At 69.5% G+C, this 16,272-nt stretch carries 18 protein-coding genes, 1 other RNA gene and 1 pseudogene; 8 read left to right on the top strand and 12 right to left on the bottom strand.

Annotation, left to right across the window (positions count from 1 at the left end; all coding sequences use genetic code 11):
- Window positions 1-208: 208 nt before the first annotated feature.
- Entirely contained in the window at window positions 209-1,003 is a 795-nt protein-coding gene (locus B3G12_RS03600; protein WP_144942160.1) for a DUF4190 domain-containing protein, read from the bottom strand.
- Window positions 1,004-1,163: 160 nt separating this feature from the next.
- Window positions 1,164-1,531, bottom strand: a transfer-messenger RNA (tmRNA) gene (gene ssrA / locus B3G12_RS03595).
- 254 nt (window positions 1,532-1,785) lie between these two features.
- On the opposite strand from ssrA, the gene B3G12_RS03590 reads away from it, so the two are divergent.
- Window positions 1,786-3,537 carry an ABC-F family ATP-binding cassette domain-containing protein gene (locus B3G12_RS03590; protein ID WP_144942158.1) on the top strand — a complete coding sequence of 584 codons (1,752 nt, stop codon included), beginning with the start codon at window positions 1,786-1,788 and terminating at the stop codon, window positions 3,535-3,537.
- 10 nt (window positions 3,538-3,547) lie between these two features.
- Here the strand turns inward: B3G12_RS03590 and smpB are convergent, their stop codons facing one another.
- Window positions 3,548-4,036: an SsrA-binding protein SmpB gene (gene smpB / locus B3G12_RS03585; protein WP_055085472.1), complete on the bottom strand. Its 489-nt coding sequence runs from the start codon at window positions 4,034-4,036 to the stop codon at window positions 3,548-3,550.
- 95 nt (window positions 4,037-4,131) lie between these two features.
- The gene (gene prfB, locus B3G12_RS03580) at window positions 4,132-5,250 is read right to left on the bottom strand and encodes a peptide chain release factor 2 (protein WP_055085474.1); all 1,119 of its coding nucleotides are present in this window, start codon (window positions 5,248-5,250) and stop codon (window positions 4,132-4,134) included.
- Between the two features lie 85 nt (window positions 5,251-5,335).
- Between prfB and B3G12_RS03575 the strand changes: the two genes are divergently transcribed.
- Window positions 5,336-6,508 (top strand): glucose-1-phosphate adenylyltransferase family protein, encoded by a 1,173-nt coding sequence (locus tag B3G12_RS03575; RefSeq protein WP_144942156.1) that lies wholly within the window; start codon window positions 5,336-5,338, stop codon window positions 6,506-6,508.
- An 18-nt stretch (window positions 6,509-6,526) separates the two neighbouring features.
- On the opposite strand, the gene B3G12_RS03570 is transcribed toward B3G12_RS03575, so the two are convergent.
- The 8 genes and pseudogenes from B3G12_RS03570 to B3G12_RS03535 form a co-directional block, all read right to left on the bottom strand.
- Window positions 6,527-6,991, bottom strand: a complete 465-nt coding sequence (locus B3G12_RS03570; protein WP_144942154.1) for a DoxX family protein — start codon at window positions 6,989-6,991, stop codon at window positions 6,527-6,529.
- Between the two features lie 71 nt (window positions 6,992-7,062).
- Window positions 7,063-7,578: a pilus assembly protein TadG-related protein gene (locus B3G12_RS03565; RefSeq protein ID WP_244944686.1), complete on the bottom strand. Its 516-nt coding sequence runs from the start codon at window positions 7,576-7,578 to the stop codon at window positions 7,063-7,065.
- The gene (locus B3G12_RS03560; RefSeq protein WP_244944687.1) at window positions 7,575-8,033 is read right to left on the bottom strand and encodes a hypothetical protein; all 459 of its coding nucleotides are present in this window, start codon (window positions 8,031-8,033) and stop codon (window positions 7,575-7,577) included. Before B3G12_RS03560 ends, B3G12_RS03565 begins: the two co-directional genes overlap by 4 nt.
- Window positions 8,011-8,379, bottom strand: a complete 369-nt coding sequence (locus B3G12_RS03555) for a TadE family protein (protein ID WP_244944688.1) — start codon at window positions 8,377-8,379, stop codon at window positions 8,011-8,013. The genes B3G12_RS03560 and B3G12_RS03555 overlap by 23 nt, the downstream gene beginning before the upstream one ends.
- Before the next feature lie 43 nt (window positions 8,380-8,422).
- A complete protein-coding gene (locus B3G12_RS03550; protein ID WP_144942152.1) occupies window positions 8,423-8,647 on the bottom strand; it encodes a hypothetical protein in 225 nt (74 codons plus the stop codon).
- 38 nt (window positions 8,648-8,685) lie between these two features.
- Entirely contained in the window at window positions 8,686-9,630 is a 945-nt protein-coding gene (locus tag B3G12_RS03545) for a type II secretion system F family protein (protein WP_144942149.1), read from the bottom strand.
- Complete coding sequence (locus tag B3G12_RS03540) at window positions 9,627-10,484, bottom strand: type II secretion system F family protein (protein ID WP_144942147.1); 858 nt, start codon at window positions 10,482-10,484, stop codon at window positions 9,627-9,629. The genes B3G12_RS03545 and B3G12_RS03540 overlap by 4 nt, the downstream gene beginning before the upstream one ends.
- A pseudogene (locus tag B3G12_RS03535) lies at window positions 10,481-11,683 on the bottom strand (CpaF family protein); the annotation flags it as partial. The gene B3G12_RS03540 and the pseudogene B3G12_RS03535, both read right to left, overlap by 4 nt.
- Window positions 11,684-11,710: 27 nt before the next feature.
- Between B3G12_RS03535 and B3G12_RS03530 the strand changes: the two are divergent.
- From B3G12_RS03530 to B3G12_RS03505, 6 genes are all read left to right on the top strand, one after another.
- Window positions 11,711-13,096: a recombinase family protein gene (locus B3G12_RS03530; protein ID WP_290499159.1), complete on the top strand. Its 1,386-nt coding sequence runs from the start codon at window positions 11,711-11,713 to the stop codon at window positions 13,094-13,096.
- The gene (locus B3G12_RS03525; RefSeq protein ID WP_290499158.1) at window positions 13,093-13,662 is read left to right on the top strand and encodes a hypothetical protein; all 570 of its coding nucleotides are present in this window, start codon (window positions 13,093-13,095) and stop codon (window positions 13,660-13,662) included. Before B3G12_RS03530 ends, B3G12_RS03525 begins: the two co-directional genes overlap by 4 nt.
- Window positions 13,663-13,823: 161 nt before the next feature.
- Window positions 13,824-14,060 carry a hypothetical protein gene (locus tag B3G12_RS03520; protein WP_259898081.1) on the top strand — a complete coding sequence of 79 codons (237 nt, stop codon included), beginning with the start codon at window positions 13,824-13,826 and terminating at the stop codon, window positions 14,058-14,060.
- Window positions 14,057-14,212: a hypothetical protein gene (locus B3G12_RS03515; RefSeq protein WP_259898080.1), complete on the top strand. Its 156-nt coding sequence runs from the start codon at window positions 14,057-14,059 to the stop codon at window positions 14,210-14,212. The genes B3G12_RS03520 and B3G12_RS03515 overlap by 4 nt, the downstream gene beginning before the upstream one ends.
- Window positions 14,209-15,114, top strand: a complete 906-nt coding sequence (locus tag B3G12_RS03510; protein ID WP_290499157.1) for a bifunctional DNA primase/polymerase — start codon at window positions 14,209-14,211, stop codon at window positions 15,112-15,114. Before B3G12_RS03515 ends, B3G12_RS03510 begins: the two co-directional genes overlap by 4 nt.
- Window positions 15,111-16,175 carry an AAA family ATPase gene (locus B3G12_RS03505; RefSeq protein WP_290499156.1) on the top strand — a complete coding sequence of 355 codons (1,065 nt, stop codon included), beginning with the start codon at window positions 15,111-15,113 and terminating at the stop codon, window positions 16,173-16,175. The genes B3G12_RS03510 and B3G12_RS03505 overlap by 4 nt, the downstream gene beginning before the upstream one ends.
- Window positions 16,176-16,272: the final 97 nt, after the last annotated feature.

Genomic DNA, 16,272 nt, shown 5'->3' with positions numbered 1-16,272 from the left:
GATTCCCGCACGCGCCCCGGAGCGCGTGCGTCACAGCCAGGCACGAACGGGCAGGCGCGAAGGGCATGGCGAGAAGAACCCGGACACGGAGAGCCGGGTACGAAGACCCGGACACGACGACGCCCGGCACCGCTGCGAACAGCTGTGCCGGGCGTCGTCGTACCGGGAGCAACGGCGTGGACCGTGACCGGCCCCGCCAGGGACCCCGTCAGGAGTCGATCGAGGTGCCCAGCCTCTCGTTGATGCACTGCTCCATCTGGGTCTGGTCCTGCTGCTGGGCGTACTGCATGCAGTCGCCCATCGAGCCCATGACCCACACGAAGATGGCGGCCATGAACGCCCCGCCGATCAGCGCGAGGGCCGAGAGCACGATGCCCACGATGGCCAGGGCCGGGGAGTCACGGCGGGACTTGCGGATCTTGACCAGGCCGATGATGCCCAGCACCAGGCCCACCAGGCCCAGCAGGCCGCCGAGTCCGAAGAACCAGAAGGTCAGGATGCCGAGGATTCCCAGCACGAGGGACGCGATCGCCAGGCCCTTGCCTGGCACCGGGCCCTGCTGGTAGCCGTTGTAGCCCTGTCCGTAAGACTGCTGCGAGTAGTCGTTCTGGTAGTGCGTGGGGTACCCGCCGCCGGTCTGGTTCCCGTAGCCCTGGCCCGAGTAGTCCTGCTCGCCCGTGCCGGACTGGACGCCGTAGCCCTCGTTGCCGTACCCCTGGTTGCCGTATCCCTGCTGGGTGCTGTGCTCGCCGTAGCCGTTCTGCGAGTAGCCCTGCTGGGGCCCGGCGGGCTCGCCGTAGCCGCCCCGGTAGCTGGAGCGGTCCGCACCCTGGTGGCCGGCGTCCCCGTACTGACCGGTTGTGGCGTGGTCCCCGTACTGGCCGTACTCGGGCTGGGTCTGCCCCGCGGTCTGGGAGCGATCCTCGGAGTACTGGCCGTACCGGGGCTGCTCGCGGTCGGAGGCCGACGAGGAGCCGGACTGCTCGGAGGGACGTTCGCTCATGGCGGCGCCTGCCTTTCGGTGGTGGTGGTCCGTTGCGGACTCCAGTCTTTCACACGGGGCTCTGCGCCCGCGGGTTCCCGATACCCGTGCAGCGGGGCGGGCGCATGAAAAAAGCCTGGGTCGCGAGGTCGTGTGCACGACGTCGCGGCCCAGGCCGTTCCAGTGGAGATGGGGGGAATTGAACCCCCGTCCGATGCAGCTTTGTCAGGGCTTCTCCGGGTGCAGTGTGCTTGCAGGTTTCTCAGTCCCGGCCATCTCGCACACGAGTGGCCGCCGGACTCAGTCACGTAAAAGTCCCCTGGACGTCCGTGACGTACGTCCAGAGCAGTGACCTTCTAGCTGATGTCAGATTCCAGGTCGAAGGTGTACCTGGGCTGACAGACTGCTGTCGCTACTTACGCAGCGAGAGCGAAGTCAGTGCGCTTGGATTTGGCACTTATATTTTTACAGAGAGCGTTTACGAGATAACTCTGTGTCCTCGACCCGCTTCCCCTGTCTCAACTCACATCGTCGAAACCGATCATCCCCGTATTCATTTTTCAATGAGCCCCACGTGCCTCCGGCACTGGGTACCGGACCACCTCGTGGACACACAAGAATACGTCCGCACCTCACCGCACGTCAACAGGTCGCCCGGGCCGAAAGGGACGAGGTCTCCCGTGCGGCCCTTGCCCGCTCCCCCGCCGTGGCCTACGGTGGGGGCCATGTCCCGATGAGCCCTTCTGAACTCCCCGCGCCCGAGGCCGCTGCCCGGCGGGGACCGCGCCCATCCCAGGACTCTGATGACCACCACACAGCTGCGCACACCCGTCTCCGCCCACGGCGCCTCCGCCCACCTCACGGTGGACGGCGTCTCCTGCTCCTACGGGACCCACCGGGTCCTCACGGACGTCTCCTTCACGGTCCCGGCCGGTCGCCCCACGGGTCTGATCGGCGAGAACGGCTCCGGCAAGAGCACCCTGCTGCGCATCATCGCCGGCGTCCAGGATCCCGATGCCGGCACCGTGCGCTTCTCCGTACCCGGTGGCTCCCCCGTGCGCGTGGGTCTGCTGCACCAGGAACCGCCCTTCTCCCCCGCCGAGACCGTGGCGGACGCCGTCGAGACAGCGGTGCGGCACCTGCGCGACGTGGCGCGCGCCGTCGACGACGCCGCCCGCGCCCTCGCCGCCGCCCCGCAGGACGAGCGCGCCGCCACCGCCTACGCGCACACCCTCGAGGAAGCCGAGCGCACGGGAGCGTGGGACGTGGACACCACCATCTCCACGGTTCTGGAGGGCCTGGGCCTCGGGGGAATCCCCCGGGACCGGCCCACCGGGGAGCTCTCCGGCGGGCAGCGCGCCCGGCTGTCCCTGGCGTGGACCCTGCTCCGCGCCCCGGACGTGCTGCTGCTGGACGAGCCCACGAACCACCTGGACGACGCGGCGATCGGCTTCCTCTCCGCCACCCTGCGCGAATGGCGAGGGCCAGTGCTCTTCGCGAGCCACGACCGCGCGTTCCTGGACGAGACCGTCACCTCGCTCGTGGACCTGGACCCCACCCCGCAGCCGCACGCCACCACCGGCGACCTCGTGGGCGACGGCACGGGCACCGGCATCGGCGTCACCCGGTTCAGCGGCAGCTACTCCCAGTACGTGCTCTCCCGCATGGACGCCCGCGAGCGCTGGGAGCGCACCTACCGGGACGAGCAGGAGCGACTCAGGGAACTGCGGGCCGCCGTGAAGGACCAGCACACCGTGGGGCACGCGGGACGCGGCCCCCGCACGGAGGCGCGGGCCGCCAAGAAGTTCTACGCGGACCGCAACGCCACGGTGGTCTCCCGCCGCGTGAACGACGCCCGCGCCCGGCTGGCCGAGCTCGAGGAGAAGCAGATCCGCAAGCCACCCGCCGAGCTGTTCTTCCGCGGTCTCACAGCCGCCGACCCCGCCGCGGAGCACCGGCTGCGGGCGTCAGGACCAGCGGTCACGGCCGTCGACGCCTCGGTGGAGGGACGCCTCGCCCCCGTGTCCCTGAGCGTGGGTGCCGGTGAGAAGTGGCTGCTCACCGGATCCAACGGCGCGGGGAAGTCCACGCTGCTGGGGTTGCTCTCGGGTCGGCTGGGTCCCACCGGCGGCTCGGTGCACACCGCACCCGGGCTGCGCGTGGGGATGCTGGGCCAGGACGACACCCTGGCCACCGCCGATCCGGACAGCACGGTGGCCGCCGTCTACCGGAACATCGTCGGCACAAAACGGGCCGAGGCGGTACCCCTGGGAACCTTCGGGCTGCTGGCCGGGCGGGACGAGAACCGTCGGCTCGGCGAGCTCAGCGTGGGTCAGCGGCGTCGACTCGCCCTGGCGGTGCTGCTCGCGGACCCGCCGCACGTGTTGTTGCTGGACGAGCCCACCAACCACTTCTCACTCGTGCTCGCCACGCAGCTCGAGGCGGCGGTGCCGAACTACCCGGGGACCGTGGTCGTGGCCTCCCACGACCGCTGGTTGCGCAGGAACTGGACCGGCCGGCACCTCGCACTGGAGGTACCGGCCGGGACGCCGTGAGTCGAAGGGCTCAGCCGCGCATGTTGCGGTAGCGCATGGCGCGCTGGGCCTCGCGGTTGTCCTGCTTCTCGCGCAGGGTCTGGCGCTTGTCGTACTCGCGCTTGCCGCGCGCCACCGCGATCTCCACCTTCACGCGCTTGCCGTGCACGAAGTACAGGGACAGCGGGATGATGGTGTAACCGGCTTCGCGCGTCTTGCCCGCGATCTTGTCCAGCTCGGAGCGGTGCAACAGCAGCTTGCGCCGCCGCCGCGCGGAGTGGTTCGTCCACGAGCCCTGCAGGTACTCAGGGATGTGGGCGTGCTCGAGCCACAGCTCACCGCGGTTGTCGAACTGGCAGAACGCGTCCACCAGGGACGCCCGCCCCATGCGCAGCGACTTCACCTCCGTGCCCATGAGCGCCAGACCGGCCTCATAGGTGTCGTAGATGTTGTAGTCGTGGCGCGCCTTCTTGTTGTTGGCCACGATCTGGCGGCCGTCATCAGCGTTCTTCTTGGCCATCGGCCTGTTCTTTCCTCACTGCTCCCCCGGTCCCCGTGCACGCTACGGCCCCCACCCTCGGGGACCGACGACGCCGCGCGGCCGGTGAGAGTCTCTCAGCTCTCGTCGTCGCGGCGCGCCCCTGCACGCCAGCGAATGCCTTCGTCGATGAAAGAGTCGATCCCGCCGTCGAACACGGAACTGGGATTGCCCTCTTCGTAGTTGGTGCGCAGGTCCTTGACCATCTGGTAGGGGTTCAGCACGTACGAGCGCATCTGGTCGCCCCAGGACGCCTTCACGTCCCCCGCCATCTCCTTCTTCTTGGCGTCCGCCTCCTCCTGGCGCTGCAGGAGCAGACGGGACTGCAGCACGCGCAGCGCGGCCGCACGGTTCTGGATCTGCGACTTCTCGTTCTGCATCGACACCACGATCCCCGTGGGGATGTGGGTCATGCGCACGGCGGAGTCGGTGGTGTTCACGGACTGCCCACCGGGGCCGGACGAGCGGAACACGTCCACCTTCAGCTCGGTCTCGGGGATCTCCACGGTGTCGTCCGACTCGATGAGCGGGATGACCTCCACCGCGGCGAACGAGGTCTGGCGCCGCCCCTGGTTGTCGAACGGGGAGATGCGCACCAGACGGTGGGTGCCGGCCTCCACGGACAACGTGCCGAACGCGTACGGGGCCTTGACCTCGAACGTGGCGGACTTCAGCCCGGCCTCCTCCGCGTAGGAGGTGTCCAGCACCTTGGTGGGGTAGCCGTGGCGCTCGGCCCAGCGCAGGTACATGCGCATCAGAATCTCCGCGAAGTCGGCGGCGTCCACGCCGCCGGCACCGGAGCGGATGGTGACCACGGCCTCGCGCTCGTCGTACTCGCCGGCCAGCAGGGTCTGGATCTCCAGCTCGGACAGCGCCTTGCGGATGGACTCGAGCTCCACGGCCGAGGCGTCCCGGGTCTCCTGGTCGTCCTCGTCCTCCGCGAGCTCCACCATGACCTCGAGGTCGTCGATGCGCCCGTGGATCTTGTTCAGCCGGTCCACCTTGCTCTGCGCGTGGGAGAGCTGGGACGTGACCTTCTGGGCCTCCTCCGGGTTGTCCCAGAGGTCCGGGGCCGCCGCCTGCTCCGAGAGGTCCGCGATCTGCGTCTTCATGGACTCGACGTCGCTGACCGCCGCCACGGAGTCGTAGGTGGCGCGGAGGGCACGGATTTCTGCAGCGTAGTCAATGGAGGCCATGGCAGACCACTTTACGTCATGGCCCGCGGGCCCCGGGAGCCGGTAGGCTCGGATCCACCCCGCCTGCTCACCGAGGAGACCGTCGATGGAACGTCCTGCAGTGCTCGCACTCGTCCTGGCGGGAGGCAAGGGCTCCCGTCTGGGCGCACTCACGGAGCACACCGTCAAACCTGCCCTCTCGGTGGGCGGCACATACCGCCTCATCGACATCTCGCTGTCCAACCTGGTGCACTCGCACATCACGGACGTGTGGCTGGTGCAGCAGTACCTGCCCCACGACCTCAACTTCTACATGGCCGGTGGCCGCCCCTGGGACCTGGACCGCTCCCACGGCGGGCTGCACGTGCTGCCTCCCTACGAGGGGGCGGACGGGGAGGGCTTCGCCACGGGCAACTCGGACTCCATCTTCCGGCAGGCCGCGGTCATCCGGGAGGCGGCCCCGGACCTCGTGCTGGTGCTCTCCGCGGACCACCTCTACACCGTGGACTTCAGGGACGTCGTCGACACCCATCTGGGCCGGCGCGCTGACCTCACGATGGTCACCACTGAGGTCACGGAGGACCCCTCCCGCTACAGCGTGGTCCAGACCTCCGAGTCCGGGGAGGTCACGGGCTTCGAGTACAAGCCCGAGGCACCCTCGGGGCATCTGGTGGCCGGGGAGATGTTCCTCTTCACCACGGACGTGCTGCTGGACTCGCTCGAGACGCTGCACGATCAGCTGGGCCAGCTCGGCGACTACGGCGAGGACCTCATCCCCCACGTCCTGGAGCACCACAGGGTGGTGGAGCACCGCCACAGCGGGTACTGGATGGACCTGGGGACCGTCCAGTCCTTCTGGACCGCCCAGCAGCAGCTGCTCGACGGCGACGGCGCGGTCCTGGACGACCCCTCCTGGCCCGTCTGGAGCGGACAGCTCCCTCTGCTCCCCGCATTCGTCGACGACGACGCCGCGGTCATCCGTTCCCTGGTGGCTCCCGGCTCGCACGTGGCCGGTACGGTGGATCACTCGGTGCTCGGGCAGAACGTGACGGTGGAGCACGGTGCGGTGGTGCGCAACTGTGTGCTGCTGGACGGTGTGCACGTGGGCTCCGGCGTGGAGCTGGTGAACGTGGTCGCGGACACCGGAGCACACGTGAGCGGCGGCTCCCGGCGCGGATCCTCCCAGCACGTGACGGTGATCGACCGATCCGGTGCCGTCGCGGACCGTGAGCCGTTCGACACCTCCGCCGCACTGCCCCGGAACTGGGAACAGTACTGACAAGTCCTCCCAGTCCTCTCACCCGAAAGGCCTCTGCCATGCGACGTCCATCCCGCGCCACTCTCGGTCCCGCGCTGCGGCGGGAGCTGTTCCGCACGGTGCGCCACCAGGCCGTCCGCCGCGCGGGCGGTGTGCTCCCCCTGATCGGGCTGTACCGCCGCTACGGTGCATTACGCCAGGTGGCGCGAAACCTCCGGAGTCGCTGACCACGCCCGCTGCCCTGTCCAGCGCCAGCAGTGCGGCCGGAATGCGGGTGAGCACGCCGAGGATCAGCGCAATGCCGCCGACCAGTTCGACGGTGATCGCGAAGGCCGCGGACGCGGTGGACGCGCGGACGCCTATGCCCTCGAAGCTCTGTGCGGTGCCGGAGAAGCGCCACTCCGGGACATCTTGCCAGCCATGCATCAGAAACGTGTTGCCCAGGACCACGCGCAGCACGAGCAGGCCCGGGGCCACCGCGTGGTAGTGCCAGATGCGGCGCACGGGGCGCTCGGCGGGGGCCGAGGTGGCGGACGCGGGACGGGTTTCGGCACCGTGTCACACGGCGTCATGCCTCAGCGACGCATCACGGCCCGGGCATCCCCGGTGGCGCTGATGGGCACACCGGCGGGCACGACGACGTTGACCACAGGCGGGTGGACCACAGCAGTCAGCGAGACCTGAGCCGTCGTCCCGTCCGTGGAGCCGGTGGGCCCGCCCACCGCCAGGCCGCTCACGTCGTGGAACGCGCCGACGGTTCCGAGGTAGCTCGTGGCGGCCCCGGAGACGCCCTCGTCCGTGAGGATGGGCGTGGGCGGACCCGAGCCGGAGCGGTCGACGTCGGTGAAGGTGTCCGCCGCCGCACCCGCCGCGCGGTCCGCGAGAGACTGCAGCTGCCGCTGGCCCACGTACACGCTCGTGATCGCGAGGACAGTGACCACCAGCAGCAGCGAGACGAGGGCGAAGCCGATCAGCACGATGGTGGTCTGGCCCGCGTCCGGGTCCTCGTCAGGTTCCGCCGCCCATCGCGAGCGCAGCAGCGTGAACGGACCGGAACGCCCGCGCCCCGCCGTCGTCAGCACCGGCCTCACGAGTACCGCCCCGCGATCACGGAGACGTCCGCCGACAGGTTCGCGACCGTGGCCGTCGCGAATCCGGGCATGCCCGGCAGGCCCACGCGGATGCTCGCGTGGACGCGCGCCACCGCACCCGGGGAGGCGCACGTGCCGTCCGAGCAGTCCACCGTGACCGTGAGGTCCTGCGGGGCGAAGCCGTGGTCCTGCGCGGCCACGGCGGCGACGTCGTGGATGCCCGTGCGGTCCACGTCCTTCGCCTCCAGCACGGAGATCGCCTGACCCGCCTGCTCGGCCGCGGCGACCACCGCGAAGGACGCCGCCTGCACCCGGGCGACGGTGACCACCAGGTAGATGACGGGGATGAGCAGCAGCAGGCCGAGCCCGATGAACTCCACGATGGCGCTGCCCCGGTCCGGGTCGTCGTCCACGAGCGGTTCCTGCCTCGCCTCAGGAGTCCATGTCCACCGCATGGCCGCTCACCTCCAGTCCCTCGGGAGGGCCGAGGCTTGCGAGCACCGGCAGCGGGGCGACGACGTGGATCTCCACCGCGGGCAGCGCACCCACGCTGGTCCGGGACACCGAGATCTCCTGCGCGTAGCGCTCCCCCACGGTGTCCGCGATGATCCCGCGGGTGCGCTCGGCGCCGTCAGCGTCGGTGCGGTCCGCGAGGCTCGCGTACCGGGCACCCGTCGCGGCGGCGTCGATCAGGGTGTTGCGCACGTGCAGGGCAAATCCCACCTGGAGGATGATCCCGAACAGGATGCTCGCGAGCGCCAGCACCATGACGTACTCCGCCACGGCGCTGCCCTCGTCCACGGCCAGCGCTCCCCCCGTGCCCGCGCGGCGGGGCGCGAGAGGCTCAGAGACCGGAGACCCTGTTGATGGCATCCTGGAACAGCCCCTCCAGCGCCGGGCGTGCGATCAGCAGCAGCCCCGCCACGAGCACGGCGGACATCAGGGTGAGCATGACCCAGCCGGGCACGTCTCCCCGGTCGGCGTCGTCCTCCCCGGCTTGCAGCCGCGCGGGCACCGCCGTGGTGAGTAGCCAGCCCAGCAGGGCGAGCGGACGGATCAGGTGCTTCATGGGTTTCTCCTTCGTGGAAGTGGGGCGGGGACTGCGGTTCAGAACCCCAGGTTGAGGACCGCAAGGCCCGGGAAGACCGCGAACGCCACGCTCAAGGGCAAGATGAAGAACACGACGGGCACGAGCATGGCGATCTCCTTCTTGCCCGCGATCTCCATCAGGACGCGCTTGTCGTGGTCGCGGACGTCCTGGGCCTGAGCGCGCAGCACGTCCGCGAGCGGAGTGCCCCGCTCGATGGCCACCACGATGCCGTCCACGAAGCGTCCCAGGGCGACCACGTCCGTGCGGGCCGAGAAGTCCTGCAACGCCGTCGTGAGCCCGGCACCGGCCCGCGTCTGGGCGAGGACGGCCCGGAACTCTCCCGCGAGCTCCCCCTCCGCCACGCGGCAGACCCTCTCGAGCGCACCCACGGTGCTCTCCCCAGCACCCACCGCGAGCGCCATGAGCTCCGCCACGGCGGGGAACTCGGCAAGCATCCGTTTCTCCCTGCCGCGGATGCTGCGGGTGAGCAGGTCGTTGCGCAGCCACACGCCCACCCCGGCACCCAGCACGGCCCCGACGGCGAGGATCGCGACGTTCACGTCCTCCCGCAGCACCAGGGCGACACCGAGGGCGCAGCCAGCAACGGCGCCCGCCACCGCGCAGAGCACCTGCTCGGCCCGGTAGTCCATGACGTCCTTGCGGCAGCCGCCCCGCACGAGCCGGCGGGTCAGGACGTCCGCGTTGGAGAACAGGGGCGCGGCACGCCGCAGGAGCCATTCCATGGCCGCGCCCCCGACCGCACCGGCCAGCGCCGTGCCGCGGGTCTGCCGGGAGGACCACGCGGGATCGCTCAAGCCGTTCGCCAGCTCGGCGGCGCGCAGCTGGGGTGCGATGCGCTCCGCGAAGCCCGGCACGCCCACCGCCCGGGTGGCGACCAGCACGAGCCACAACCCCAGGGCAAGGATCGCACCGAGCAGGGCGGAGACCACGGTGGCGTTCATCGCAGCACCCGCCGTTCGGTGGGCAGCGCGCCGAGGCGCAGCATCAGCTGGTAGGCCACCACGGACACCGCGAGGCCTCCCAGGAGGACGGCGGCACCGACCGCTGTGTTGTACGCCTGGACCGCGGCGGGCTGGGTGGCCATCAGCGCGAGGATGAGCCACGGGGCGGCCACGGAGAGCCTGGCGGCGTTGACGGTCCAGGACTGCCGGGCCACGAGCTCGCTGCGGGTGCGCTCGTTCTCGCGCAGGAACTCCGAGAGCGTCCCCAGCAGCCGGCCGAGATCCGTGCCGCCCACCTCGCGGGTGACCCGCAGGGCCTCCACAATGTTGTCCGCCACAGGATCGGCCAGGCGCTGCTTGAGCATCGTGAGCGATCCGTGCAGCTGACCACTCGCACGGTAGTCGGCGGCGAACCGCGCGAAGGCTGGCCGCAGCGGTTCCGGGCCGCGGTACTGCAGCTGCATGAGCGCCTCCGGCAGCCCCATGCCCGCCCGGATCGCCGAGCGCAGGTGGTCCACGACGTCCGGCCACACCTCACGGAACACGGCGGTGCGACGACGGGCGCGGCGGCGCACGAACCAGAGCGGAGTGCACAGGGACACCAGGAAGACACAGAGCCCGAAGACTGCGGCGGAGGTCAGCGCCAGCACCAGGACGCCCGCGACCAACGCGAGCAGGACGCTGAGACCCGCGAACGCGGCGAGCGAGACCCCGGGAAGGTCCGCCTGGACCATCAGGGTGCGGAACGTGCCCGTGCGCGCGTGTCGGGTGCGCGGGGCAGGCCGCCGGGTCCAGAAGGACCACCACACCAGGAAGACTCCCGTGCCGAGCAGGGCTCCGAGCAGCGCGCTCACCGGGGGACCCGTCCCGCACGCCCGCTCGACGCGTCACCTCGTGGACCAGTGCCGTTGCCGCGCGGGCCGGAACTGCCCCGGCGTGGACCGGCGCCGTTGCGGCGTGCGCCGGAAGCTGAGCCGCCCGCGCTGCTCACTGCCGCGACGTCCCCGGCCGAGGACCCTTCCCCCGTCTCGTGAAGTGATCCGCCGAGAGTCCACACCGGCTCCGAGGTGCCCTCGTCCCCGGGGCCCGGGGCGGCGTCGTCGTGGAGGAGAACCGCCGGCGAGTACCCGGCGCGCACGAACTTGTGCGCCGCGGGCACCTCGGAGGCGACCGCTCGCAGGATGCCGTCCCGCAGCTGGAAGACGGGGTAGGTCTCGATCACCCCGTTCTCCACCCGGTTGCCGACTCCCAGGATTTCGGCCACGCAGCGGTGCCCGTCCGGGGCACGGTGGCAGTGGACCACCATGTCGAAGCACGAGGCCACGGTGGGCACCACGAACGCGCTGCTGATGTTCTCGCCCGCGAGCAGCGGCAGGGTGCAGATCTTGGTGACGGCGTCCCGGGCCGAGTTCGCGTGGATCGAGCACATCCCCGGCAGACCCGCGTTCAGCGCGATCAACATGTCGAGGCTCTCAGCCTCCCGGACCTCCCCCACCACGAGGCGGTCGGGGCGCATCCGCAGCGCCTCCTTCACGAGCCGCCGCAGCGGGATCTCACCGGTCCCCTCCAGGTTGGCCTGCCGGCACTGCATGCCGACGACGTCGCGCAGCGCCACCTTGAGCTCGAAGACCTCCTCCACGGTGATCACCCGCTCCCGGGGACCGATCGCCGCGCACAGACAGTTGAGCATGGTGGTCTTCCCCGCCTGCGTGGCCCCCGAGACCAGGACGTTCAGGCCGGAGTCCACCGCGGCGTGCAACAACTCCGCCGCCTGCACCGTCATCGAGCCGAGGGCCACGAGGTCTTGCAGCCGACGTGCCCGGGCCACGAACTTGCGGATGTTGACCGCCCAGTGCGCCCGGGTGACGTCAGGAATGACCACGTGCAGCCGGGAGCCGTCCGGTAGGGACGCGTCCACGAACGGGGAGCTGAGGTCCAAACGCCGGCCGGAGGACTTCAGCATCCGCTCCACGAGGGTGCGCACCTGGGGCTCACTCAGCACGAGACTCGTCAGCTCGGACTCCCCGCCGCGTGCCACGTACACCTCGGCCGGTGTCAAGACTGAGCTAGAATCTCTTTTATGGACGCTGTCATCTACGCCCGCATCAGCCGTGACGCTGAGGGCACAAGCCTGGGTGTGAACCGTCAGCTCGAGGACTGTCGGCAGGCCGCGAGCGCCCGCAGGTGGGCCGTGGTCCATGAGTACGTGGAGAACGACACCTCCGCCACCCGGGCGAAGGTCCGCCCCCAGTACCAGCAGATGCTCCGGGACCTCGCCAACGGGATCGCCGGCGCGCTCATAGTGTGGGACGTTGACCGGCTCACCCGCACACCCCGCGAGCTCGAAGACGTGATCGACCTCGCCGACGCCCACAACATCGCGCTGGTGTCCATCGGCGGGGAGATCGACCTTGCAACTCCACAAGGCCGAATGACGGCCCGTATCAAGGGCAGTGTGGCGCGGCATGAGACGGACCAGATGGCGCGACGTATCCGCCGTAAGCAGCGTGAACGGGCCGAGCAGGGCCTCCCTAATGGGCTGTGCCCGTTCGGGTGGCGCCGGGTCTACGACGACCAGGGACGCCGCGCAGGGAGCCGTGACGTGGCGTATGCGCCCGAGGCGGAGCAGATCCGCGACGGGGTATCACGACTGCTTGCCGGTGAATCGGTCCGGTCCATCGCCCTGCGTTGGAACACGGAGGGGTTACCCACTCAGCGGGGCAACGGATGGAGGACTGGCACGGTCCGGCAGACCCTCCGGCGGGCCGCGAACGCTGGGCTCCGTGAGCACAAGGGTGAGATTTTTCCCTCCGAGGTGATCGAACCGCTCATCACCGAGGACGAGTTGCACCGGGTACGGGCGCTCCTGGCGGACCCGGGGCGCCGAGTGCACCACGGCACCACCCCCGCCTACCTATTGACGGGGATCGCCGAGTGCGGCCGGTGCGGCGGCAAGATGCGCTACTTGAAGAGCAGAGGCCGTGACGGCATGCCCTCCTACGGGTGCCGAGACTGCACCAGGGTGGCCCGCTCCATGGGCCTAGTGGACGCCGTGGTGGAGGGCGCGATCCTGGGGCGCCTGCAGCAGCCTGACGTCCTCGAGACGCTCCCCACGATGGATCCAGCCCGGGGGGACGATCTGCGCTCGCAGGCCGAGGCGCTTGAGGCCAAGCTGTCCGAGGCCGCGGACTTGTTCACGGCGGGCACGATCACTGGTGAGCAGTTGTCCAGGATCACCGCTGGGGTCCGCCCCCAGTTGGAGAGGGCCCGGGCACAGTTGGCGGACCTGACACCGGCGAGCGCCGCGGCCGCGATAGCCGGTGAGGATGCAGTGGCCCGCTGGGAGGACGCCACCCTGCTGGTGAAGCGGGAGATCGTGGACACCCTGATGACCGTGACCATCCTGCCCGCCGGGCCGGGGCGGGGACGAGACCCCGAATCCGTGAAGATCGAATGGAAGGCATGAGCATGGAGATCACCCCCGCCTGGGACAACTCCCAGCGCACCTACATACACGAGGGCAGCTACTTCGTGACCCCGAAACTTCCCGCGTCCGAGGGTGAAGTTCTCGTACGGTGCACCGATAGTGGACAGCATCCGTCCCGAGAGTTGGGGCGCGGCCGGTGGGAGGAAGTGGTCTCGGGAAACGAGTCCCCCGCCTCACTGGTGTTCTGGGGAGCCCCGCTCACCGTGCACGGGAGGCCACGTTTCGTCCCCCAGGTGCGGATGTTCGACCACAAGCACCAGGACTCGGTGGCCTCGAAGCGGGGCGACGCTATCGACTACGCACCCAACGACTTCACTGACCTCAACGCGGACGACCCTGGGAAGATGGGCCCTGACATGAGCATGGGCAAGTCCGAGTTCCGTTGCCCGACCTGTCGGCGCCGGGTGGTCTTGTCGCCAGCGAAGCTGGAGATGTACGTCTTCTTGGACCTGGTTGCTCGCAACGTTTCGGACGGCGAGCGCGCTCTGGTGGACGTGTCCCGGTTGCGAGAGCTGCCCGCAATCCTCACCGAGAAGCGTGCTTGACACTCCAGGCATGATATGCTTATCCCGTGAGCAGTAGGCACGTTGCTCACATGTCCGCGTGCGAGGGCATGACAAGAGTCAGACGCAATGCACGAATTTTGAGCCGCTGAAAATCGTGGCTCGATTCGTTGTGCCCGAATCCTGTGAAGGATCAGCGTCTGATGTCTATCGAAACACCACAGCGAGCGCGAGCCCGCCTCGGGGCCCTTTCCCGGTTCGCCGCTTCTGACACCGCCCGGCTCTCCACTGCCCGGCGTGACCTCGTGGCCGCCAATCTTAAGGCCACCATCCTCCAAGCCACTACCGGCGACTACTCCATCACCGCTGCCCAGCGTGATGAGCTGGTCCGCATCCTGTGGGCCAACACCTCACCCCTCAACGAGGGGGTGGCCGCATGAGCAACGTCATCCGCGGGAAGTTCGGCACACCGGACCTCGAGGCGTACGTGGCCGAGATCGTGTCCGCCGCTCCCCCGCTCAACGACGCACAGAAGGCCACGCTCGCAGGTCTCCTGCGCCCCGTGGAGACCCGTGGGGGTGCTGCAGCATGACGGCAAAGAAGAACCCCCAGGCGGGCGACCTGGGGGCCTCGAAGAACGATCTTCCGAACCACCACCAGTCTACCCGCGATCACCTTTACGCGCTCGCGATTCACGGCTTCCACCTGTTGCCGTTGATCCCGGGTGAGAAGCGGCCGGCGATCACGGACTGGGAGAAGCGGGCCACCGTGGACCCCGCCCAGCTCGACCGGTGGCCGAAGGGTGCCGGCGTGGGTATCGCGTGCGGCCGCTCCGGGCTGGTGGTGATCGACTGTGATTCCCATGGTTCCACCCCTCCGCCTGAGTGGGACCGGCCCGGGATCCGTGACGGGGTGGACGTGTTCGCGGACCTCTGGTCCCGCCACTCCCCCAACGTGTCCATGTTCGACACGTTCACTGTGACCACACCGAGCGGAGGGCTGCACCTGTACTTCCGCGCCCCGGTTGGCTCACGGATCCGAAACCGCACCGGAGTGGAATGGCAGGTCGATGTCCGCGCCCACGGTGGCTACGCCTGCGGGCCCGGAACCAACCTCAAGCAAGGCACCTACACGCCAGCAGGAGACCCTGGGAAGCTCCTACCCCTCCCCCAGTGGCTTCACGACATGCTGGCCCCGCAGGAGCCCGCACAGCGCCGCCCCATGCCCGTGGCCCCTCCCACACGTTCGCAGGCGGACCGTCGTGTGGCCGGGTTGCTCCGCACTGTGGCCACCGCTCCCGAGGGGCAGCGGAACAGCACTCTGAATTGGGCGGCGTGGCAGCTAGCCCAAGACGGGCTGCTGACACAGGAGTACGCCGCCGCTCTGCTCCACGCCGCCGAAACAGCCGGTCTTCCCCAGGCCGAAGCCGTCAAGACCATCCGATCCGCAGCCGACCCAAGAGGCTCCCAGACCCGAGGGGGCGCCGCAGCATGACCAACCCATTCGCAGATCTCCCCGCGAGCGCCGAGTTCGCAGAAGAAGCCGTGGAGCACCACGACGAGCGCTACGTCAGCGGCGGCGCGTTCATCTTCGACCAGCCCGACGAGATCCCCGCCCGCTGGGGTGACGGTGAACAGATCCTCTGGGCCAAGGGCGAAGCGCTCATGCTCTGCGGTCCCCCAGGAGTCGGCAAGACCACCCTCACAGGGCAAGTCGTACGCGGGCTACTGGGGTTGCAGGACAACGTCCTGGGCTACACCGTGGCCCCCGCAGGGAAGGTCCTGTACCTCGCCATGGACCGGCCCCGGCAGATCGCCCGGTCCCTGGGGCGGCACTTCCTGGCGGCGGACCGCGAGCGCGTGGACGAGCGCCTGACCATCTGGCCCGGCCCTCCCCCGCATGACCTCGCCCAGAAGACAGAGATCCTGCTCGAGTTGGCGCAACTAGCTGGCGCCGACGTGGTGGTCGTGGACTCCCTCAAGGATGCCGCGGTGGGGCTCTCCGATGATGCTGTGGGCTCCGGATACAACCGGGCACGGCAGACTGCGCTCGCGGGCGGTGTGGACATCATCGAGCTGCACCACCAGCGGAAAGCGACCTCGCAGGGTGGGAAGCAGGACAAGCTCTCGGACGTGTACGGGTCCACCTGGCTCACCTCCGGCGCGGGTTCCGTGATCGGGCTGTGGGGTGAAGCTGGGGACCCGGTCGTGCAGTTCACCCAGCTCAAGCCCGTGATGGAAGAGGTTGGCCCGTTCCAAGTCCTCCACGACCACCAGGTCGGTATCTCCACCGTCCAGGGAGAAGTGGACCTGGTGGAACTGGCCCGCGCCCGGGGCGGGCTCACGGTGACCATGGCAGCCGAAGCGATCCACGGGGACGAGATCAGTCAGGCGCAGCGCGAGAAGGTCCGCCGGCGCATCAAGACACTTACCCGGCAGGGGCTGCTGGTGGAAACCCACATCACGGATGACCGCAACCGTGATGTCTCGAGGTGGACCGCACCCCGGACCCCGATCAACACCGATCCAACCCTCCACACGGGCGGTGAATCGTGACCACACGCACCACACGGGCCACCACACGGGTGTGTGTCCGCTCAGGGACCACACGCGGACCCACGCACCACACGTTCGGGACTGATGCACGAGTAGG

Source organism: Kocuria sp. UBA5001, from assembly GCF_002398425.1.
Lineage (GTDB): Bacteria > Actinomycetota > Actinomycetes > Actinomycetales > Micrococcaceae > Kocuria > Kocuria salsicia.
Note: the sequence above shows the minus strand (reverse complement) of the source record. Positions and strands in the feature narration are given on the sequence as shown.